The sequence below is a fragment of the Roseateles terrae genome (genome assembly GCF_014192155.1).
GTDB classification, from domain to species: domain Bacteria; phylum Pseudomonadota; class Gammaproteobacteria; order Burkholderiales; family Burkholderiaceae_C; genus Roseateles; species Roseateles terrae.
The window spans coordinates 75,062-95,227 of the sequence record NZ_JACHXO010000003.1; the positions used below are offsets into that span (position 1 = coordinate 75,062).

Annotated in this window: 18 protein-coding genes and 2 tRNA genes; 8 read left to right on the forward strand and 12 right to left on the reverse strand. The window is 67.0% G+C overall.

Annotated elements, in window-relative coordinates; all coding sequences use genetic code 11:
* Positions 1-22 precede the first annotated feature (22 nt).
* Complete coding sequence (gene secD / locus FHS28_RS09585) at positions 23-1,957, reverse strand: protein translocase subunit SecD (protein ID WP_088454521.1); 1,935 nt, start codon at positions 1,955-1,957, stop codon at positions 23-25.
* Positions 1,958-2,084: 127 nt separating this feature from the next.
* Positions 2,085-2,408, reverse strand: coding sequence for a preprotein translocase subunit YajC (gene yajC / locus FHS28_RS09590; protein WP_088454520.1), 324 nt, complete (start codon positions 2,406-2,408; stop codon positions 2,085-2,087).
* A gap of 254 nt (positions 2,409-2,662) precedes the next feature.
* On the opposite strand from yajC, the gene FHS28_RS09595 reads away from it, so the two are divergent.
* The 3 genes from FHS28_RS09595 to FHS28_RS09605 are packed head-to-tail and all read left to right on the forward strand — an operon-like array spanning position 2,663 to position 5,575.
* Positions 2,663-3,328, forward strand: a complete 666-nt coding sequence (locus tag FHS28_RS09595) for a GntR family transcriptional regulator (protein ID WP_088454519.1) — start codon at positions 2,663-2,665, stop codon at positions 3,326-3,328.
* Entirely contained in the window at positions 3,325-3,888 is a 564-nt protein-coding gene (locus tag FHS28_RS09600) for a proline racemase family protein (protein ID WP_088454518.1), read from the forward strand. The genes FHS28_RS09595 and FHS28_RS09600 overlap by 4 nt, the downstream gene beginning before the upstream one ends.
* A gap of 55 nt (positions 3,889-3,943) precedes the next feature.
* A complete protein-coding gene (locus tag FHS28_RS09605; protein ID WP_088454583.1) occupies positions 3,944-5,575 on the forward strand; it encodes a glycine betaine ABC transporter substrate-binding protein in 1,632 nt (543 codons plus the stop codon).
* Here FHS28_RS09605 and FHS28_RS09610 read toward each other — a convergent pair.
* From FHS28_RS09610 to FHS28_RS09625, 4 genes are all read right to left on the reverse strand, one after another.
* Positions 5,532-6,662 (reverse strand): HDOD domain-containing protein, encoded by a 1,131-nt coding sequence (locus FHS28_RS09610; protein WP_184294479.1) that lies wholly within the window; start codon positions 6,660-6,662, stop codon positions 5,532-5,534. The genes FHS28_RS09605 and FHS28_RS09610 overlap by 44 nt on opposite strands.
* Before the next feature lie 132 nt (positions 6,663-6,794).
* Entirely contained in the window at positions 6,795-7,607 is an 813-nt protein-coding gene (locus FHS28_RS09615; protein WP_088454516.1) for an ABC transporter ATP-binding protein, read from the reverse strand.
* 1 nt (position 7,608) lies between these two features.
* Positions 7,609-9,417: a branched-chain amino acid ABC transporter ATP-binding protein/permease gene (locus tag FHS28_RS09620; protein WP_088454582.1), complete on the reverse strand. Its 1,809-nt coding sequence runs from the start codon at positions 9,415-9,417 to the stop codon at positions 7,609-7,611.
* 198 nt (positions 9,418-9,615) lie between these two features.
* A complete protein-coding gene (locus FHS28_RS09625) occupies positions 9,616-10,653 on the reverse strand; it encodes a branched-chain amino acid ABC transporter permease (protein ID WP_088454515.1) in 1,038 nt (345 codons plus the stop codon).
* 184 nt (positions 10,654-10,837) lie between these two features.
* Here FHS28_RS09625 and FHS28_RS09630 point away from each other — a divergent pair, with 184 nt between their 5' ends.
* The gene (locus tag FHS28_RS09630; protein WP_088454514.1) at positions 10,838-11,599 is read left to right on the forward strand and encodes an enoyl-CoA hydratase/isomerase family protein; all 762 of its coding nucleotides are present in this window, start codon (positions 10,838-10,840) and stop codon (positions 11,597-11,599) included.
* Positions 11,600-11,666: 67 nt separating this feature from the next.
* Here the strand turns inward: FHS28_RS09630 and FHS28_RS09635 are convergent, their stop codons facing one another.
* A complete protein-coding gene (locus tag FHS28_RS09635; protein ID WP_088454513.1) occupies positions 11,667-12,191 on the reverse strand; it encodes a GAF domain-containing protein in 525 nt (174 codons plus the stop codon).
* A 495-nt stretch (positions 12,192-12,686) separates the two neighbouring features.
* Here FHS28_RS09635 and FHS28_RS09640 point away from each other — a divergent pair, with 495 nt between their 5' ends.
* Positions 12,687-12,923, forward strand: coding sequence for a hypothetical protein (locus FHS28_RS09640; protein ID WP_058933626.1), 237 nt, complete (start codon positions 12,687-12,689; stop codon positions 12,921-12,923).
* A gap of 83 nt (positions 12,924-13,006) precedes the next feature.
* On the opposite strand, the gene FHS28_RS09645 is transcribed toward FHS28_RS09640, so the two are convergent.
* A complete protein-coding gene (locus FHS28_RS09645; protein ID WP_088454512.1) occupies positions 13,007-13,567 on the reverse strand; it encodes a thymidine kinase in 561 nt (186 codons plus the stop codon).
* Positions 13,568-14,130: 563 nt separating this feature from the next.
* Here FHS28_RS09645 and FHS28_RS09650 point away from each other — a divergent pair.
* The 3 genes from FHS28_RS09650 (at position 14,131) to selD (ending at position 17,085) form a co-directional block, all read left to right on the forward strand.
* Positions 14,131-15,222 (forward strand): ProQ/FinO family protein, encoded by a 1,092-nt coding sequence (locus FHS28_RS09650; RefSeq protein WP_184294481.1) that lies wholly within the window; start codon positions 14,131-14,133, stop codon positions 15,220-15,222.
* Positions 15,223-15,263: 41 nt separating this feature from the next.
* Positions 15,264-15,884 (forward strand): tRNA-uridine aminocarboxypropyltransferase, encoded by a 621-nt coding sequence (locus tag FHS28_RS09655; protein WP_088454510.1) that lies wholly within the window; start codon positions 15,264-15,266, stop codon positions 15,882-15,884.
* A gap of 133 nt (positions 15,885-16,017) precedes the next feature.
* Complete coding sequence (gene selD / locus FHS28_RS09660) at positions 16,018-17,085, forward strand: selenide, water dikinase SelD (RefSeq protein ID WP_088454509.1); 1,068 nt, start codon at positions 16,018-16,020, stop codon at positions 17,083-17,085.
* A 74-nt stretch (positions 17,086-17,159) separates the two neighbouring features.
* Here the strand turns inward: selD and FHS28_RS09665 are convergent.
* From FHS28_RS09665 to rplQ, 4 genes are all read right to left on the reverse strand, one after another.
* Positions 17,160-17,236 (reverse strand) — tRNA-Met (locus FHS28_RS09665).
* A gap of 109 nt (positions 17,237-17,345) precedes the next feature.
* Positions 17,346-17,422 (reverse strand) — tRNA-Met (locus tag FHS28_RS09670).
* A 102-nt stretch (positions 17,423-17,524) separates the two neighbouring features.
* Positions 17,525-19,498 carry a protein-disulfide reductase DsbD gene (gene dsbD / locus FHS28_RS09675; protein ID WP_246409872.1) on the reverse strand — a complete coding sequence of 658 codons (1,974 nt, stop codon included), beginning with the start codon at positions 19,496-19,498 and terminating at the stop codon, positions 17,525-17,527.
* Between the two features lie 184 nt (positions 19,499-19,682).
* Complete coding sequence (rplQ, locus tag FHS28_RS09680) at positions 19,683-20,072, reverse strand: 50S ribosomal protein L17 (protein ID WP_058933620.1); 390 nt, start codon at positions 20,070-20,072, stop codon at positions 19,683-19,685.
* Positions 20,073-20,166: the final 94 nt, after the last annotated feature.

Sequence of the window (20,166 nt, forward strand, 5' to 3'; positions counted from 1 at the left end):
TGCGGGAGGAGGGGCAAAGGCCTCAGCGGGCCTTTGCCACCTCATTGGCTTCGCTGCTGACGGGCTCCGCGGCGGCCGCGGTGCCCGGCTCAGCCGTGGGTTTCCAGATGGTGCCGATGGACACCCCCTTCAGGCGCTTGCGACGCCCATACCAGAGGTTGACCAGGCCGCGGGAGAACATCACCGACGAAATCATCGAGGTGACGATGCCCAGGCAGTGCACCACGGCAAAGCCCTTGATGGGGCCGGAGCCGAAGGCCAGCAGGGCCAGGCCGGCAATCAGGGTGGTGACGTTGGAGTCGAAGATGGTGGCCCAGGCCCGCTCGTAACCGATGTGGATCGCCTGCTGCGGCGCCATGCCGGCCCGCAGCTCTTCCCGCACCCGCTCGTTGATCAGCACGTTGGAGTCGATGGCCATGCCCAGCACCAGCGCAATGGCCGCGATACCGGGCAGGCTCAGCGTGGCCTGCATCAGCGACAGCACCGCCAGCAGCAGCAGCAGATTGAAGCCCAGTGCCAGTGCGGAGAAGACACCGAACATCATGTAGTACAGGCACATGAAGGCGGCGACGGCCACAAAGCCCCAGGTCACCGAATGGATGCCCTTTTCGATGTTGTCCTTGCCCAGGCTCGGTCCGATGGTGCGTTCTTCGATGATGTCCATCGGCGCGGCCAGGGAGCCGGCGCGCAGCAGCAGCGCGGTGTCACTGGCCTGCTGAGGCGTCATCGAACCGGTAATGTTGAAACGGCTGCCCAGCTCGCTGTTGATCTTCGGCGACGTCACCACCTCGCCCTTGCCCTTCTCGAACAGGATGATGGCCATGCGCTTGTTGATGTTCTCGCGCGAGACGTCCTTCATGATGCGGGCGCCCTTGGCGTCCACCGTCAGGTTGACCGAAGGCTGGTGCGATTCGTCAAAGCCCGGCTGCGCATCGACCAGGTTGTCCCCGGTGATGACCACGGCGCGCTTGACGATGATGGGCACCAGCTGGCCGTTGCGCTCGCGTTCCATGTAGCGTTCGGAACCGAAGGGCACCGGGCCACTGCCGCCGAGGGCGGCCTGGGCTTCGGCGCTTTCGTCCACCATGCGCAGCTCCAGCGTGGCGGTGCGGCCGATGATGTCCTTGGCCTTGGCGGTGTCCTGCACGCCCGGCAGCTGGACGATGACGCGGTCACGACCCTGCTGCTGGATCACCGGCTCGGCCACGCCGAGTTCATTCACCCGGTTGTGCAGGGTGGTGATGTTCTGCTTGATGGCGGCGTCCTGGACGGCGATAACGGCGGCCGGCGTCAGGGCGCCGGTCAGGCGCAGTTCGCTGCCGTCGCCCGAGGAGGTCCAGGCGAATTCGTTGGTCATGTTCCGCAGGGCATCCAGCGCCTGGGTGCGGGTGGCGTCGTCGCGGAAGTTGATGACCACATTGTTGCCATCCCGGCTGATGCCGGCATGGCGGATGTTCTTGTCACGCAGCAGGGTGCGGGCATCGCCGGCCAGCGAGTCGGCGCGCTTGGTCAGCGCCGCCTTCATGTCCACCTGCATCATGAAGTGGACACCGCCGCGCAGGTCCAGGCCCAGATACATCGGGTAGGCATGCAGCGCGGTCAGCCACTCGGGCGAGCGCGACACCAGATTGAGGGCGACGATGTAGGGCGGCTCGCCGGTTTCGGCCCCGTTGAGCTCGCGCGAGATGACGTCCTTGGCCTTGAGCTGGCTGTCGGTGTCCCCGAAACGGGCGCGGACCGAGGTGCCCTCCAGGTGCACGAAGTCCGGCTTCAGGCCGGCCTTGGCCAGCGCCTCTTCCACACGCTGGCGGACGCTGTCGTCGACCTTGATCGTGACCTTGGCACTCGACACCTGCACCGCCGGCGCTTCGCCGAACAGGTTGGGCAAGGTGTAGATGAGGCCCACCAGCAGGGCCACCAGCAGCACCGCATATTTCCAGAGCGGGTAACGGTTCATGAGGACATCCTCTGACAACCAGGCGGGGCGTCCGACGCCGCCACCTCAAGCGGAACCCGGCCGGTGCTCATGGCACGGGCCGGGTCCTGAAATGAAAAGCCGGTCTTGCGAGGGACCGGCAGGTCCGTCACTTGGTGACGGTGCCCTTCGGCAGCACCTGCAGCACGGCCGAGCGCTGCACCTGGACTTCCACGCCAGACGCGATCTCGACCGTCAGGTAGGTGTCGCCGACCTTGCTGATCTTGCCCAGGATGCCGCTGTTGGTGATGACTTCGTCACCCTTGGCCAGCGCTTCCACGAGCGCACGATGTTCCTTCTGACGCTTCATCTGCGGACGGATCATCACAAAGTACATGACCACGAACATCAGCACCAGCGGCAGCATGCCGAGGAAGCCGCCAGTCGGGTCGGAGCCAGTCGCAGTCTGGGCGTAAGCGTTGGAAATAAACACGTCGATATCCCTCAGAAATGGGTCGCCACGGCGGCGGATCGGCAAAGGCGCCCACCCGCCGCTGGACGAAGGAACCGGTGATTGTATGCGTCCGGTCCATGCCGCCCGCGACCCGGCTTTCGCGGATTCATCGGGCGGCCCCATCGGAAACCCCGAAACCTCAAAAGCGGGGCCGTCCGGCGTCGTCAACCCGGGGGAAGCGAGGAGCGGCAGCGGTCCGGGGCCCCGGGGAGCTGCTGCGATGATGCCGACCCATGACTTCAGACACCCTCGAACAACTAGAACAGGACAAGCGGCGCCAGGCGGACCAGGCGTTTGATGCCATCGAGACCATGATCGCCACCCTGGAACTGCGTCCCGGCACGCCGGTGGTGGAGTCCGAGCTGATCGCCCGCATTGGTCTGGGGCGCACGCCCACGCGAGAAGCGCTGATGCGGCTGGTGGCCCACGGGCTGATCGTGCAGTTGCCCCGGCGCGGCATGAGGGTCAGCGACATCCAGGTGACCGAGCAATTCGACCTGCTGGATGCGCGGCGTCCGCTGGAGCGGCTGATTGCCTGCTGCTCCGCCCGCCGCGCGACCCCGGCGCAGCGCCAGGCACTGCTGGATTGCGCGGCGCAAATGGCCGACGCGGCGCAGCGCAAGGATCTGGCCGCCTACATGCAGGTGGATCAGGTGCTGGACCGGATCAACCACGCGGCCTGCCGCAACCGCTTCGCCGCCGGGGCGGTGATGCCGATGATCATCCAGTGCCGACGCTTCTGGTACGCTTACCGGCACCATGGCGACGTCTCTGTCGGGGCCCGCTGCCATCAGCGCCTGGCCGAGGCCATTGCCGGCGGGGACGGCCCGGCTGCGGCCGAGGCCTCCGATGCCTTGATCGACGCCCTTCGTGAGTTTGCCCAACAGGTGACCGCATGACGCTTTCCGCCCTTCCGCTGGGCCTGCCCGCGGGCGTGCTGCCCGGAGGACTGGACACCACCACCCGCGTGGTGGACGCCCACACCGGCGGCGCGCCAACCCGTGTGGTGGTGAGCGGCGGACCGGCCCTGTATGGCGTGACGATGGTGCAGCGTCAGGAAGAATTGCAGACCCACCACGACGCCTGGCGCCGTGCCCTGGTGACCGCCCCGCGCGGCCATGAGGGTCTGGTGGGCGCGCTGCTCACCGAACCCGAACGTCCCGGCAGTCAGGCGGGGGTGCTGTTTTTCGACCATGGCGGTTATCTCGGCCTGAGCGCAGCCGCGATGATCGGCGTGGTGGTCTCGCTGGCGCATCTGGGCAAGGTGAGACCCGGACCGCTGTGGCTGGACACAGCTGCCGGCACGGTGCACGCAGATTTTTCGCTCGACGGCACGGTGCGCCTGGAACAGGACGGACAGGTGCTGTCCCTCCATGAAGGTCATGCCTACGTGATGATGGAAAGTACCGTGGTGATTCAGCAGGACGACCCGCTGGGATGGGGAGCACCCACTGCTTAGGTTGATCCTGACGCTGGCGCTGGCGGGAGTCGTCAGTCTGCTGGCGGATGTGCCGATGGCGCTTGCCGAATCCAGGCCCGCATCGCCGGCGTCGGTCGCATCGCCGGCCTCGGTCGCATCAGCAGCTTCGACGACATTGGCGACGTCGCCCGTTCCTGGCGCAGGCGAGCCGCTGCGCATCGGATCGAAGCGCTTCACCGAGAGCTACATCCTGGCAGAGGTGCTCGCCCAGACGGTGCGCGCGCAGGATCCCGCCGCGCGGGTGGAGGTGCGTCAGGGGCTGGGCAATACCGCCATCGTGCTGGCCGCGCTCAAGGCCGGCAGCATCGATGTCTATGCGGAGTACACCGGAACGATCGAGCGGGAGATCCTCGGTCAGCGGGGAGCGGTGAGCAATGCTGGTCTCACGCTGGCGCAATTGCGCGAAGCGCTTCGGCCGCTGGGGCTGGGCGCGGATGTGCCGCTGGGCTTCAACAATGGTTATGCGCTGGCCATGCGCGGGGATGCGGCACGCCGGCTGTCCCTGACCCGGCTCTCGCAGCTCAAGGACCATCCAGCGCTGCGGCTCGGCCTGAGCAATGAGTTCATCGGGCGCGCCGACGGCTGGCCGGGTCTGGCCCGTCGTTATGCACTGCCGCAGCGGCCACAAGGACTGGACCACGGCCTGGCCTATCAGGCGCTGGCCCATGGACAGATCGACCTGACCGACATCTACACCACCGATGCGCAGATCGCCGCGCAGGGACTGGTGGTGCTCGAAGACGACGCCGGCTACTTTCCGCGCTATGACGCCGTGCTGCTCTATCGCCTGAACCTGCCAACGCAGCATCCGAAGGCCTGGCAGGCGCTGCAGTCCCTGCGCGGCCGCATCCACGAGCCGGCCATGATCGCGATGAATGCCCAGGCGGAATTGCAGTCGCAGCCGTTCGACCGGATCGCGGCGGCGTTTCTGGCCGGCAAGTTTGCGGGCACGGGGACCGCGGCTGCGGATGCCGGGAATTCAAACGCCGCCAGCCTCCCGGCCAGCGAGGCGGCCTCCGGCCCCCGCAGTGACGCAGCGACGCTGTGGTCACGGCTGGCGGGTGCGGACCTGCCGCGGCTGGCCTGGCAGCATCTGACGCTGGTGCTGGTCTCCGTCGGTCTTGCGACGGTGATCGGACTGCCGCTGGCGCTGCTGCTGCATCCCTGGCCGCGCTGGCGCGGCGCGTTGCTGGCGGCCTGTGCCCTGCTGCAGACGGTGCCCTCGCTGGCCCTGCTGGCCGTGCTGATCTGGGCCATGGGCCGCATCGGTTCCGGGCCGGCGCTGGTGGCGTTGTCGCTCTATGCCCTGCTGCCCATCCTGCGCAACGGCACCGTGGGACTGGACGAAGTGCCCGCCGGCCTGCTGGACGCGGGCACGGCGCTGGGGCTGCGACGCCTGCAGGTGCTGCGCTTCATCCAGCTGCCGCTGGCGCTGCCGGTGATGCTGGCCGGCGTGCGCACGGCCACCAGTCTGTCGGTCGGGACCGCCACGATGGCGGCCTTCATCGGCGCCGGAGGCTTCGGTGAGCGCATCGTCACCGGGCTGGCCCTGAACGATCCGGCCCTGCTGCTCGCCGGCGCCTTGCCGGCCGCCGGCCTGGCACTGGCATTTGAAGCGCTGTTCAGCCTGCTGTCGGCGTGGCTGGCGCGTCGCCCGACGCATTGAAGCGCTCTTCCAGCGCGGCATAGGCCTGCTGGTGCGCGGGCGACCAGTCGCCGAGCTGGGCGGCGGTCAGGCCCGGCTGCATCAGATGGCGCAGCGCAACGGCATGCGCCACCCGCACCCATTCGGACAGCACCGCCGACTCGGCACCCTGGCCCGTACGCTGGGTCAGGGCTTCCGCGACGCGGCTGGGGAAGCCCCAGTGGGTGACGATGCGGGCCGACCATTCGCAGGACATCGGCAGCAGCTGACGATGCAGGCCTTCGCGGTCCAGCGCGGGGCGCTGGCCCACCGGCAGACCGTCGAGCACCCGCAGCAGCGCCATCATGCCGACCTGAGCACCGAGGCCGGCCAGGTAAGCCGGGAAACGCTCATCCCCGGGCGGCGACAGGCGCATTGCCGCTAATGCACAGCGCTCGCCGAGCTCCCACAGCAGGGTGCCGGCCTGGCGGCTGAAGCGGCCCTGGCGCTCCTGGTTGAAGATCGGTCGCAGGGTGACGCGAAGCACCACCTGGTTCAGGCCTTCGTGACCGATGACCATGACGGCACTGGCCAGATCCGTGATCTCCCGCTCGGGGCGGTACATCGCTGAGTTGGCCATGCGCATCAGCTCACCCACGAGGCTGGGATCGCGGGACAGCAGGTCCACCAGCTCGCGGGAGGAGAGGTTCTCGCGCCGCATCAGGCGCAGCAATTGCGGCAACACGGCGGGCAGGCGCGGCAGCAGGTCGGCCCAGTCCGGGCCGGAGCGCGCCTGCAGGCGCTGCAGCAGCGGGGCTTCCTGCGGATGCGGCGGCACATCGCGCAGGCGCTGGAAGCCGAAAAGACGGGCGCTGAACTGCAACCACTCCGGCGTGGCCTGCAGGGCCGCGCCTTGGCTGCCGATGGCGTCCAGCCCTGGCGACGGGTCGCCGGCCATGGACGGCGCCTGAGACGGTCCCGACGGGCTGTGCGGTCCGGGCACGCTGGAAGAGCCGGTCTCGCTGGGCGGACCGCTCAGCCGTGACGGCGCGCCGGTCTCCGACCCCGGCGCAGCGGGACGGTCACCAGGCGAGGAGAGGAGTTTGCGCAGGGAGTTGAAGAGGGCCATGATGTTGCGCTCGATTATCTGGCGCCCCTCCCTGACCTTGGGGCTGCTCCGCCCCTTCCCCCTCATGCAGGGTGGCAGGCTCCTGTGGAATCCGCACGCAACGGACCCGCTTTGCAAAGCCGCCTTGTGGGCCTAGGTCGCATCGCCGGCGTCCACGGGCGCGGCGGCGGCAATGGCTGCTGCGGCTTTGGCAGTACCAACGCCGGTGACATCAGCGCCCCCACGGCGACTGCTGCCCAGGTAGGTCTCCACGACACGCGCATCCCGCGCTAGCTCCGCAGCCAAACCTTCCAGCGCGATCTCGCCGGTCTCCAGCACATACGCATAGTCGGCCACTTCCAGCGCCGCACGGGCGTTCTGCTCCACCAGCAGGATCGACACGCCGGTCTCCCGCAAGCGCGCGACGATGCGGAAGATGTCCTTGACGATGAGCGGGGCCAGACCCAGGCTCGGCTCATCCAGCATCAGCACCGAGGGCCGCCCCATCAGCGCCCGGCCCACGGCCAGCATCTGCCGCTCGCCGCCGGACAAGGTGCCGGCCAGCTGCTGCCGCCGCTCCCGCAGGCGCGGGAACAGCTCATAGACCGTCTCAATCTGTTCGCGCCAGTCCCGCTGGCCCAGCCGCATCGGCCGAAAACCGCCGAGCACCAGGTTGTCCTCGACCGTCATGGTGGTGAAGAGTTCGCGTTTTTCCGGCACCAGTGCCAGGCCCTTCATCACCCGCTGCTCCAGGTCCAGGCCCTGCAGGTCTTCGCCCTTGAAGGCGATGCGGCCCCGCGACGGCAACACCCCCATCAGCGCATTGAGGGTGGTGCTCTTGCCGGCGCCGTTGGGCCCGATCACCGTCACCACCTCTCCCTGCCGCAGGCGCAGGTTCAGGCTTGTCAGCACTTCGGCGCGGCCGTAAGCGGCGCTCAGGCCCTGCACGTGAAGAAGCTCGCTCATGTCAGTGCTCCGTGCCGAGGTAAGCGGCGCGCACCGCGGGGCTGTCCTGCACCTCCTGCGGCGTGCCCTCCATCAGGCGGGTGCCAAATTCCATCACCACGATGCGGTCGGTGAGCCCCATCACAAAGTCCATGTCGTGCTCCACCAGCAGGATGCTCAGCCCTTCCCGCCGAAGTTGTCGCAGCACGTCGGCCAGGGCCTGCTTTTCCTTGAGGCGCAGGCCGGCGGCGGGCTCGTCCAGCAGCAGCAACGTGGGGTCGCTGCACAGGGCGCGGGCGATCTCCATCAGCCGCTGTGGCCCCATCGCCAGGTTGCCCGCCAGTTCATGCAGATGGTGCTGCATGCCCACACGGCCAAGCTGGCGCTGGGCCTCGGCCAGCAGCTGCCGCTCCTCGGCCCGGTCCAGCCGCAGCATCGCCTTGAGCGTGCCACTGCGGCCGCGCAGGTAGGCGCCCAGCGCAACGTTCTCCAGCACCGTCATGTCCGGAATCATCTTCACATGCTGGAAGGTGCGGGACAGGCCCAGACGCGCAATGCGACGCGACGGCCATCCGGTGATGGGCGTACCGGCCAGTTCGATGCGGCCGGACGTTGCCGGCAACACGCCGGAGATGAGATTGAAGGTGGTGGACTTGCCGGCCCCATTGGGACCGATGAGGCCCATGATGTCTCCCGCGTGGAGCGTGAAGCTGACATCGTTGACGGCGACCAGTCCACCGAATTGCTTGCGCAAGCGGTCCACCTTCAGCAGCGGCCCGCCCTTCGCCGGACGCGGGCGGCGAGGCAGCAAGGACGGCGCCGGAACCTCGGCAAGCGGGGCGGCGCCAGCGCCAACGCCAACGCCAACGCCAACGCCAACGCCAGTGTCAGCGCCAGTCTTGGCCGCTCCCCAACGCGCTGTCAGCAACCGTGCCGCTGGCCACAAGCCCTTGGGCGCGTACTTGAGCATCAGCACCAGCACGACCCCCAGCACAATGATCTCGAAATTGCCGTTGCTGCCCAGCAAACGCGGCAGCAGCTCTTTGAGCTGGTCCTCGATGATCTTGAACACCCCGGCGCCAACGAAGGCCCCCCACACGCTGGACACCCCGCCGACCACCGCCATGAACAGGTATTCGATGCCCATGCGCAGGCCGAAGGGGCTTGGGTTGACCGTGCGCTGCACATGCGCAAACAGCCAGCCCGACACCGACGCCAGCAGCGCCGCCAGCAGGAAGACGACGACCTTGTAGCGGAAGGTGGACACGCCCATCGCTTCCGCCATCACCGTCGCACCGCCGAGGGCGCGGATGGCCCGACCCGGGCGGGAGTCCAGCAGGTGCCGCACAGCCACCGCCCCCAGCAATGCGCACAACCAGATGAGGTAGTAGATGCTGCGGCCGTCCGCCAGACTGATGCCGAAGAAGCTGAGCGCCGGCACGCCGAGGATGCCGTCGTACTTGCCCAGCACCTCCAGATTGGCAATGGTGTAGTTGAGGCTGAGCGCCCACGCGATGGTCGCCAGCGGCAGATAGTGCCCGGACATGCGCAGCGTGATCCAGCCCAGCACCAGCGCCACCACCAGCGTCACCGTCAGCCCCGCGAGCAGGCCGAGCCAGGGAGACATCCCGTACCGGCTGCTCAGCAGCGCGGTGGCATACGCTCCCAACCCCACAAACGCCGCCTGTCCGAACGAGGTGAGCCCGGCCACGCCGGTGAGCAGCACCAGGCCCAGCACCACCAGCGAGAACATGCCGATGTAGTTGGCCTGCGTGATCCAGAACTCGGGCACCGGCAGCAGCGGCAGCGCCATCAGCAGCAGCAAGGCCATGCCCGCAGCGATGCGGCCCAGGCGGCGGCGCCCGGGCGGCGCGGCAGCGGCGGCCGCAGCAGGAACGGAGGCGGAGGCGTTGGCAGCGTCGGGAGACATCGTGGACATGGGCGGCATCTGTGGCTCCGTCTGCGACGGAGGGGGAGTGCGGGGGGCGAAGCGACCTGCGGGATCAAGCGTCAGTCAAGCGGACGGCATTCAGTGCTCTTCCTGATGCGGATCCCGCCAGCTCCGCCACAGCAACACCGGCAGGATGGTGGTGAAGACGATCACCTCCTTGAATGCGCTCGCCCAGAAGGAACTGAAGGATTCGATCAGGCCCACGGCCAGGGCGCCAAGTGCGGCGCCCGGGTAGCTGGCGAGTCCGGCGAAGACCGCGGCCACGAAACCCTTGAGTCCGATGAGGAAACCGCTGTCGTAGAAGATGGTGGTGGTGGGGCTGATCAGCAGCCCCGAGAGGGCGCCGATGAACGCTGCCAGCGTGAAGGACAGGCGCCCGGCCGAAGCACTGGAAATGCCCATCAGCCGCGCTCCCAGACGGTTGACGGCTGTCGCGCGCAGGGCCTTGCCTTGCAGACTCTTCTCGAAGAACAGCCACAGCGCAATGATCAGCGCAGCAGAGGCGCCCATGATGATGATCGCCTGACCGGACAGCATCAGTGGTCCGGCGGAGAGCGAAGCGTCCCAGAAACTCGGAGTGCGCGAGCCCTCGGCGCCGAAGAACACCAGCCCCAGGCCGGTCAGCGCGAAGTGCACCCCGACCGACACGATCAGCAGCACCAGCACCGACGCATCCGCCAGGGACTGATACGCGAGCCGATACAGCAGTCCGCCCATCGGCGTCACGACGGCCAGCGTGAGCAGCACTTGCGCAATCAGGGGCAACTGCATCGGTGCCAGCCACCAGGCGACCCCCCCGATGCCCACCGCCGGCAGGGCGCGCGGCAGATGCAGGCGCAGCGCACGCGCCAGCGGCACATGGTTGCGCAGCGCCGCCACAAGATCCAGCACCAGGGCCAGCACCGCCAGCAGCAGCAGGAAGTGGATCGTCATGGGCGTTTTGCCCGTCTGCAGGCCCGCCAGGGTCAGCGCGCCGAAAGCGACGAACTCGCCCTGCGGAATGAAGATGATGCGGGTGACCGCAAAGACCAGGACCAGCGCCAGCGCCAGCAGCGCATAGATGGCGCCGTTGGTCAGCCCGTCCAACATGAGGATGCCCGCAATCGTCCCGTCCACTGTGTCTCCTGTGGGGGTTGGTTCTGTTCTGGGTTCTGTTTTCTTTGCGCCGACTCTAGCGAGATATCAACGCCCCCCCGTCAGTGGATGCCGCATTGACAAGCCGGGACAGGGTCAGCCGACCGGTCGGTCGAAGCGTCCCCGGTGCCTCGGCCCTCCGGGCTGGACGGCTAGACTGCGCGCCATGGCGCACGACAAGACCCCTCTGCTGGAGATCCAGGGCCCCCTGGCACGCATCACGCTGCGGCGACCTGAGGTGGCGAACCGGCTGGAACTGGCGGACCTGGATGCCCTGCACGCCCATGTGAAGTCGGTCAACGAGACGCCCGACGTGCGGGTGCTGCTGCTGCAGGCCGAGGGCCGGCACTTCTGCAGCGGATTTCATATCGACGCCATGCCCGGCGTCGATGCGGGCGCCCTGTTCGAAGCGCTGACCGACGCCTGGGAACAGGCCCGCCCCGTCACGGTGGCGGCGCTGCAGGGCGGCGTGTATGGCGGCGCCACCGATCTGGCGCTGGCCTGTGATTTCCGGCTGGGCGTTGCGGCCTGCGAGATGTTTGTGCCGGCGACGCGGCTGGGGCTGCATTTCTACCGCGGCGGCATGGAGCGTTATGTGCAGCGGCTGGGGCTCGCGGCCGCCAAGCGGCTGCTGCTGGCGGCCGAAACCTTCGACGCGCCGGCGATGCTGGCCATGGGCTATCTCGACCAGATGCATCCGGATGCCGCCGCACTGCGCAGCGCTGCCGAGGCCTTGTGCCAACAGCTGGCCGCCATGGCGCCACTGGCACAGGCCGGCATGAAGCGGCATCTCAATGCGATGGCGCACGGACAACTGGACCGGGCCGCCTTGCAGGCAGACATTGATCGCTGCAATGCCTCGGAGGACCTGGCTGAAGGCATCGCGGCGTGGCGCGACAAGCGGGCCCCCTCGTTTCAGGGACGCTGAGGTCGGGTCAGCCCGAGCGTAGCAGTGGGGGCCTGGGTCCTGCCGGATCGGGCTGGATGGGACGGGATCAAACCGTCTCGAGGGCCATATGCAGACCGTGCAGCCGCAGGCAGGTCTTGGCGGTGGCGCGGCGCAGGTCCAGCTCTTCGCGACGGGTCCACACCCGCGGCGAGCCCCGCTGCCCCAGCGCCAGTACGCCGACGGTGCGGCCATTGATCTGGCCGGCCATGTCCAGCATCGATCGCCAGGTGGGCGGCGTCAGGCCGAAGAGCCGGGGGTCGGTGCAGGCGTCTTCGCAGCGGAAGACGCCATCGGTCAACAGGGTGTCGAAGTAGCCGGGATACGCCTGCTGGTCGCAGACTGCCGGCTGACGACTGGGACCGTCCTCGGCTTCGAAACTACCGAGGCAACGCAGCTGGTAGTGACCAGGAATGCCATCCAGCAACCACAGGCTCGCATGCGAGCAACTGAAATAGCGGGCCAACGCTTCACTGGTCTGACAGGCAAAGGGGCGCAGACCGGCGCTGCCTTCCCAATCCAGGACATGCGCTGCGCCGCGCATGGCGGCGTACAGCGACTCGATGCTGTTCATTGAATGCGCTCGCTTCCCTGATATGGCGCTAGGGGATCGTTGCGAGCCTATGGGCGTCTTGACACGGACGCATCCCGAACGACTTCTTGGAGAGCGGCATTCTAGGTAGTTTCCCTAAATCCCGGGAGAACGTTACACCAACGTTCGCTAGCGCACCTTTGAGGCGGACGCTGTCGCCGGAGAGCGCCCGAATGCACCGCACTGGTGTGCACAGCGACCTCAATTGGAGGGCATTAGCGAAGGCCCGATACGGAGAGGGTCCCGGATATAGGAAAATACGGCTTTTGCCGATCGCCTTCAGGGAGGCTTGGACGAGTCTACCCCCCACTGTTTCCGCAAAGAACATGCCAGGTGTCACCCACCCTCACGGGCGTGACAGGTGGTCGATGCGGAGGCAGCGCGTGGGTAGGACGGTATCAAAGATGACGCAGTGTCCCGCAAGGATACGTGCGATCTCGACGGCAGGCATTTCACCCTTTCAACATCAGGATCAGCGTGGCCAAGGAAACGACCAAGACGACCATCGAAGCTGATGGTTTGCGCTATCGCTCTAAAGCTCCCGGGTCGCCGTTCGCGGCAACCTCCTCGTTCGGCGCGGCAACCATGTCGTGCTTCCTCTGCGGCAAGCATCGTCCCCGGGCGCTGCTGAAGTCGCGCAAGTTGCTGGGCAAGTCTCAGCCGGTCTGCGCGCCTTCCTGCAAGGAACTGGAAGAGCAGCTCTCGAAGAAGTGAGTCGGTGCCGCCCTCCGGCGGCGCCCAGGGCTCCCCTGCCTCCGCGTCACGCGCGGTGGCAGGGAGCGCCCCCCAAGGTCTGCTCAGGCCGCGCGGAAGCAGCGGCCACAGACCGAGCGGTAACGGGAGTTGCCGCCAATCTCCACCTGCGCCCCTTCGGTCTGTTTGCGACCGGACGCGTCCACGCGCATGTTCATGGTGGCTTTGCGACCACAGTCGCAGATCGTCTTCATCTCATCCATCTCGTCCGCCAGGCCCAGCAGCGACGCCGAGCCCGGGAACAGTTCGCCCTGGAAGTCGGTCCGCAGGCCATAACAGATGACCGGGATGTGGCGCAGATGCGCAATTTCATGCAGGGCCCAGACCTGCGCCTTGGTCAGAAACTGGGCCTCATCGATCAGCACGCAGGCGATGTGCGCCGTGGCGGCGAGCAGGTCGCGGAAATCGGTGTCGGGGGTGAACACCTCGGTGAGGCGCTGCGGGCCTAACCGGGAGGTGACTTTGCCCTGGCCGTATCGATCGTCAACTGCCGAAGTAAAGATACGGACCGTGTGACCCCGCTCCTCATAGTTGTGCGCCACCTGCAGTAATGCGGTGGACTTGCCCGCATTCATTGCGGCGTACCGAAAAAACAATTTGGCCATCAAGGGCGATTGTCGGCCCATTTCCGACCGTTCGTCGGCTGGCCGGTGCGAGGGCCCCACACCCCCGGGCAAGCGATGTGGCAGATCGTCACATCGCCCCCCTACTATCGACTGGCGAGGGAATCCAGGAGCTGGCACGCATGGCGCGTCGGCACCGTCTGAAAGCGTCAAGCAAAGCGAGACCATGAGCAAAGACACCTGCACCGCCGTTCGGGAAGACGGCCTGCGCTATGCCTCCAAGCTGGGGGGATCGCCATTCCAGGGGAGCGGACAGACACGTTCCTGCTTCAAATGCGGCCGGCATCGGCCTTCCAGCAGCCTCCAATCCAAACGCATCCTCGGACGCACCGAACTGATCTGCAAACCGGCTTGCGAACCTAAAGTCTGAATCCACCGCTGAAGCACCCGAAAACCCCCTGCACATTGGCACCGCAAGCGGGGCGATCGGCTTCCCCGGGTCGCTGATTCCTGCAGCGCTGCAAATTTGTGATTTGCCACGCCCGCGCGGCTATGGGCACAATCCCTCTTTTACCCGGATGGCCGGCCTGCGCGCCGCACGATTCATGTCTTCCAGCACCCAGCCGACCTCGGCGCACCCCGGCGATGCCGCTTCCTCGACTCCGGAGACGGCACCCGAGAGTCTGACGACTTCGGCTCCCGCGCAGGCGCCTGACGCCGTTGTTGCCGCTCCCGATGCCGCCCCCGTGACCGCAGGGGCCACAGGCGGCGACACCGGCGCGCAAGCGTCCACCGGTGAGGCTACCGCCTGGGCCGACACCGTGGCGTCTGATTCTGATGCCCATGCAGACGCTGGCGCCGATGCAGACGGCGCGGAAGCCGCCGGCGAAGACGCTGCCGCTGATGGAGACACATCGGCGCAGGCCGGTGATCAGGCCTCTGCCGGGAAAGCCGGTCCAAAGAATGGTCAGAACGGGAACCCGAGCGGCAACCAGAACGGCGGCCGCGTCGATGTGCCCGCCGTTGCCGCAGCCCTGAAGGAACTCTTCCCCGCCCTGTTCAGCGGCCCGGCCCGGCCGGTCAAGCTGCGCATCCAGGCTGACATCCAGGAACGTGCGCCCGGCAAGTTCAGCAAGCAGCAGCTGTCGGCCTTCCTGCGTCGTTATACCGGCGGCACCGGTTACCTCATCGGCCTGACCAAGGCCAAGCAGCGCTTTGACCTGGATGGACAGCCCGCCGGCGAGATCTCCGACGAACACCGCCAGGCCGCTCAGGAAGAACTGACCCGCCGCCGCGGCATCACGGAAACCCGCCGTGCCGATGAAGAACGTGGCCGCCAGGAACGTGCGCAACTGCTGCGTGATTTCTCCCGCACCACGCTGACACCCGCCAACTTCTGCGCCCTGAAGGGACTTTCGCAGGAACAGCTGGACGCCCAGCTGGCGCTGGCGCGCGAGGAAGCCAGCCAACAGCCGCAGCGGGATGACCGCCCGCCGCGCGGCGGCGACCGCCGTCCGCAGGGTCCCGGTCGCCAGGATGGCGGCCGAGGCGGTGAACGCCGCGCTGAAGGCGGGCAGCGTCCCCCGCGCGGCGATGGTGCCGGGCGGCCCCGCGGTGACGGTCCAGGCCGCCCACGCGGTGACGGTCAGCCGCGTCCGGACGGCGGCAAGCGCCCCCCACGGCGCAACAACGGCTGAGTCAGCGAACGGGCAGCGGCCGCGAGCCCCTGCCCGGATCGATGAGGACCCTCGTGGCGTCGCGAGCCCATTGCAGCCGCTGTGGCCGAGCCTTGGCAGGCTGCTGGTGCGGCTGCGTCCGCCGCGTGGAGAATCCGCTGCCGGTGCTGATCCTGCAGCATCCGGATGAAGCCTCGCAGGCCAAGAACACCGGCTTGCTGCTGTCCCGCTGTCTCACGCACGTGCAGCTTCAGGTCGGCGACATCGCGCCAGCACCGGCCACCACCGCCGGCATGGTGCTGCTCTATCCCGACCTCATGACGGATGCCACACAGGCTGCGCCAGCACCTTGGCCCAATCCAGGCGCGCAAACGCTGGTGGTGCTGGATGCCACCTGGCGCAAGAGCCGCCGGATGATGCATCTGAATCCCTGGTTGGCCGCGTTGCCTCGTTTGAGTCTGACCGCCACACCGCCGTCGCGCTATGCCATCCGCCGCGCGCATGACGTGGATCAGCGCAGTACGCTGGAAGCCTGTGCGCTGGCGCTGGCCCAGCTGGATGACGCCCATCCCGATCGCTACGAACCGCTGTGGGCCGCCATGGATGCGTTTGTGCTGCTGCAGCAGCAACTCGCGCGCGAGGGCCGTGCCCGACGCGAGGCGGGAACCTCGGCGAGCGGGTAAGCTTTTGGACGATGGGCGCAGACGTGTCCACCAGAGCGTTTTCAGGCCCTTTTCAGACGCTTTCAGGCCCGTCTTCAAGCGGGTCCTGTGCCCCGGGACCCTGCAAGGGGGCACGACCCAGATGGAGATTCCAATGACTCAGACTTCTTCCACGACCGAACCGCGTCTGACCTCGCTCTCCCACGGTGGCGGCTGCGGCTGCAAGATCGCGCCCGGCGTGCTGTCGGACATTCTGAAAGGCACCCACGGCCTGCCGATGCCGCCCGAATTGATGGTGGGCATCGAGACGTCGGACGATGCCGCCGTGTATCGGCTCAACGATGAGCAGGCGCTGGTCGCCACCACCGATTTCTTCATGCCAATCGTGGATGATCCACATGACTTCGGCCGCATCGCCGCGACCAACGCCATCAGCGACGTCTACGCGATGGGGGGCCGCCCGATCATGGCGCTGGCACTGGTGGGCATGCCGATCTCGGTGCTGAGCACCGCAACGATCGGCCGCATCCTGGACGGCGGGGCTTCGGTCTGCCGACAGGCCGGCATTCCGGTGGCTGGCGGGCACACGATCGACTCGGTGGAACCCATCTATGGATTGGTGGCGCTGGGCCTGGTGCATCCGGATCGCGTGCGGCGCAATGCGGACGCCCGGCCGGGGGACGTGCTGGTGCTGGGCAAGGCGCTGGGCGTCGGTGTCATGTCCGCTGCGCTGAAGAAGGGGCATCTGGACGCCCCGTCATACGCCCGCATGATCGCCACCACCACGAAGCTCAACACCGCGGGACCGGACCTGGCTGCCATTGAGGGCGTGCATGCCCTCACCGACGTGACCGGCTTCGGGCTGGCCGGCCATGCGCTGGAACTGGCGCGTGGCTCGCATTGCCAGGTGCGCCTGGATTGGGCGTCGGTGCCGCTGCTGGAGGGCGTACCCGGGCTCGCGCGCGAAGGCTTCGTGACGGGCGCTTCGGGGCGCAACTGGGCGGCGTATGGGCCGGAGGTGACGTTGTCCTCGGCGCTACCTGCGGAGGCACAGGCCCTGCTGAGCGATCCCCAGACCAGTGGCGGGCTGCTGGTGTCCTGTGCACCGGAGGCGCTGGACGCAGTGCTGAAGACCTTTGCGCAGCACGGCTTTGAAGCTGCGGCCGTCGTGGGCGAGGTGATGGCGTCGACGTCCGACGTCCGCCCGCTGGTGGTGGCCTGAGGCCCGGGGCCTAGCTCGCTGAGCCCCAAGAAACGAAAAAGCCGCTACGACTTAAGTCGCAGCGGCTTTTGATTTGGTTGCGGGGGCAGGATTTGAACCTACGACCTTTGGGTTATGAGCCCAACGAGCTACCAGACTGCTCCACCCCGCGACTGTTCTGTCGCATCAACTGTCTCTGCAAGACAGCTGATTTGTTCGCTTGAATCGTTGATGCATTCAATGCACCAGCGCCTCGTCATGTTTCAAGCGACTCTGAATTCTGGTTGCGGGGGCAGGATTTGAACCTACGACCTTTGGGTTATGAGCCCAACGAGCTACCAGACTGCTCCACCCCGCGACTGAGAAAGAGAGTGTAGCACGAATCCCTCCTTCGGGGCGACTCACTGCAAAGACCTCGCTCAAATGTGCGAGCTGCAAGGGTTCGCCGTGCAAGAGGCGCTCACTGGATGCCCGCGTCCTTCAGCGACTGCAGGAAACGCTCGGCCTTCTGGAAGCCAATGACACGCACCTGCGTGATTTCCTGGCCCGATGCATTGAAGAAGAGGGTGCCCGGCGGGCCGAACAGGTGGAAGCGCTTGAGCAGTTCCCGGTCCTGTTCGGAATTGGCGGTGACATCCGCCTTGAGCAGCACCATGCCGGCCAGCTTGGCCTGCACCTGCGGATCGGTGAAGGTGTAGCGCTCCATTTCCTTGCAGGAGACGCACCAGTCCGCATAGAAGTCCAGCATCACCGGCTTGCCCGCCGTGCGCAGAGCCTCATCCAGCTCTGCCACGCTGCTGACCTTGCGGAAGCTCACTTCCCCTGCGGCGGCGGTGCCCTCACGACCGGGCAGAGGCTGGGCCGCCGCCGGAGCGGCGCCCAGCGCCAGGCCCGCCAGCGGCTTGAGCGGGTCCGTGCCACCGGCCGCCACGCCCACGAACTGCGCGAGGCCGAACACCGCTGCGGCCACTGCAATGCTCTTGCGCAACCACGTCCGGGGTGCGTGAGGTTCGGTGCCATGGAACAGGCCCAGCAGACCCGCCAGCCCGATCAGCCAGACGCCCCACAGGCCCTGCACCAGCGCATGCGGCAGGATGGACTGAACGATCCACAGGGCCACGGCCAGCAGCAGCAGGCCGAAGAAATACTTCACCGAATCCATCCAGGCGCCGGCGCGCGGCAGCAAGGCACCGGCGGAGAGACCCACCAGCAGCAGTGGCACGCTCATGCCACAGGCCAGTGCATACAGCGCGCCGCCGCCGAGTGCGACGTTGCCGGTCTGACCGATATAGACCAGCAGTGTGGCCAGCGGCGCAGCGACACAGGGGCTGACGATCAATGCGGACAGCGCGCCCATCACAAAGACGCTGGCATAACGACCACCGGGCAGACGCTGCGTCACGCCCGACACACCGCTGGTGAAGCGGGTCGGCAGCTGCAGCTCATACACACCGAACATCGACAGCGCCAACACCACCAGCAGCAGACCGAAGACCGCCAGCACCCAAGGCTTTTGCAGGTAGGCCGCCAGGCCGCCGCCGATCAGTGCCGCGGCCACGCCCAGTGCGGTATAGACCAGCGCCATACCTTGCGAATAAGACAGTGCCAGCAGGAAGCCGCGCCGGCGTGACACCTGCGCGCCCTGCCCCACGATGATCGAGGACAGGATGGGCACCATCGGCAGCACACAGGGCGTGAAGGACATCAGCACGCCCAACAGGAAGGCTGCCGCCAGCGCCGCCTTGAGCTGGCCGGACTCGAGCAGCCGCTGCAGGCCGGAACCGTCGGCCAGGTCCAGGGCATCGCTGGTGCGGGCCGCGGCGTCGGCGCCTTGCTGGGGGGCGTTGCCGGCCGTATCAGATCCCGTTGCAGCGCCCGACTCGGCACTGCGATCGCCGCTTGCCGCGGGCGTGGCGGCGACGGCGTTGGCCAAGCCGAAGCCGCTCATCGCATTCTTGGAGGCAGAGATCTTCACGCTGCCGTCACCACCGAAGCCCTTCAGCCCGAGCATCACGTCGCTGGTCAGCGGCGGATAACACAGACCCTTGTCGGCGCAGCCCTGGCCGGTGAGCACCAGGTGCACCGGTGCACCCGCGGCTGCTGTGACCGGCACGTCCAAGGTGAGACGCTCCCGATAGGTTTCGACTTCCTTGTTGAAGGTCTCGTCGAATTTGCGTTTGGGCGTCGGCCACTGGATGGTTCCGACACTGCCGCCCTCGATCTCCAGCTTGAACTGGTCCCGGTACATGTAATAGCCGGGCGCAATGTCGAAGCGCAGGCGCATCTGGCGGTCACCCGTCAGCTCGACACTCAGCTTGAACGCCTGTTCCGGATCCAGAAAGTCGTCGGCCAGCGCGGCCGTCGATACCTGCAGAAGGCCCACGGCGAGCAGCAACAGGCACAGCGCGCGGCGAAGCAACGGAAAGAGATTCATGAGGACGGTTGCATGGTCCGCAGAAGACGGACGAGCCAGAGGGAGAGGAATCCGCAAGCTTAGCGCGGTCGCGCCCAGGTGCTGGTCGTGACGGTGATCGCTGTGCGCTGGCAGAAAAAGAAAAAGGCCAGCAGAGCTGGCCTTTTCAAGGTGCAGAGTCGTGTTCGACTTCGCGAGCGACTGCTTATTCAGCAGCAGCTTCGCCTTCGGTCGCTTCCGGACGATCCACCAGCTCGACATAGGCCATCGGAGCGTTGTCGCCCACGCGGAAGCCCATCTTCAGGATGCGGGTGTAGCCGCCCGGACGGGTGGCGAAACGGGGGCCCAGCTCGTTGAACAGCTTGCTGACGATGTCCCGGTCACGCAGGCGGTTGAACGCCAGACGACGGTTGGCCAGGGTAGGTTCCTTGGCCAGGGTGATCAGGGGCTCAACAACGCGACGCAGTTCCTTGGCCTTGGGCAAGGTGGTCTTGATTGCTTCGTGCTGCAGCAGGGACACAGCCATGTTGCGGAGCATCGCGGCGCGGTGCTCGCTCGTGCGGTTCAGCTTACGGAGGCCATTACGGTGGCGCATGGTGCTTTCCTTTCCTTCAGTTATTGCCGACAGCCGTATCAGGTACTGCCGGGGGCACCGGGCAGGGGCTGTTCGCCCTTGCCCTCAGTCAAAA

Coding starts and splice junctions, on each gene's coding strand:
- FHS28_RS09615 (WP_088454516.1), bottom strand. CDS start 7,607: ATGAGCGAGCTTCTTCACGTGCAGGGCCTGAGCGCCGCTTACGGCCGC.
- FHS28_RS09650 (WP_184294481.1), top strand. CDS start 14,131: ATGTCTTCCAGCACCCAGCCGACCTCGGCGCACCCCGGCGATGCCGCT.
- dsbD (WP_246409872.1), bottom strand. CDS start 19,498: ATGAATCTCTTTCCGTTGCTTCGCCGCGCGCTGTGCCTGTTGCTGCTC.
- FHS28_RS09595 (WP_088454519.1), top strand. CDS start 2,663: ATGACTTCAGACACCCTCGAACAACTAGAACAGGACAAGCGGCGCCAG.
- FHS28_RS09655 (WP_088454510.1), top strand. CDS start 15,264: ATGAGGACCCTCGTGGCGTCGCGAGCCCATTGCAGCCGCTGTGGCCGA.
- selD (WP_088454509.1), top strand. CDS start 16,018: ATGACTCAGACTTCTTCCACGACCGAACCGCGTCTGACCTCGCTCTCC.
- secD (WP_088454521.1), bottom strand. CDS start 1,957: ATGAACCGTTACCCGCTCTGGAAATATGCGGTGCTGCTGGTGGCCCTG.
- FHS28_RS09610 (WP_184294479.1), bottom strand. CDS start 6,662: ATGGCCCTCTTCAACTCCCTGCGCAAACTCCTCTCCTCGCCTGGTGAC.
- FHS28_RS09635 (WP_088454513.1), bottom strand. CDS start 12,191: ATGAACAGCATCGAGTCGCTGTACGCCGCCATGCGCGGCGCAGCGCAT.
- FHS28_RS09620 (WP_088454582.1), bottom strand. CDS start 9,417: ATGGCCTTGCTGCTGCTGATGGCGCTGCCGCTGCTGCCGGTGCCCGAG.
- FHS28_RS09645 (WP_088454512.1), bottom strand. CDS start 13,567: ATGGCCAAATTGTTTTTTCGGTACGCCGCAATGAATGCGGGCAAGTCC.
- FHS28_RS09600 (WP_088454518.1), top strand. CDS start 3,325: ATGACGCTTTCCGCCCTTCCGCTGGGCCTGCCCGCGGGCGTGCTGCCC.
- FHS28_RS09605 (WP_088454583.1), top strand. CDS start 3,944: ATGGCGCTTGCCGAATCCAGGCCCGCATCGCCGGCGTCGGTCGCATCG.
- FHS28_RS09630 (WP_088454514.1), top strand. CDS start 10,838: ATGGCGCACGACAAGACCCCTCTGCTGGAGATCCAGGGCCCCCTGGCA.
- rplQ (WP_058933620.1), bottom strand. CDS start 20,072: ATGCGCCACCGTAATGGCCTCCGTAAGCTGAACCGCACGAGCGAGCAC.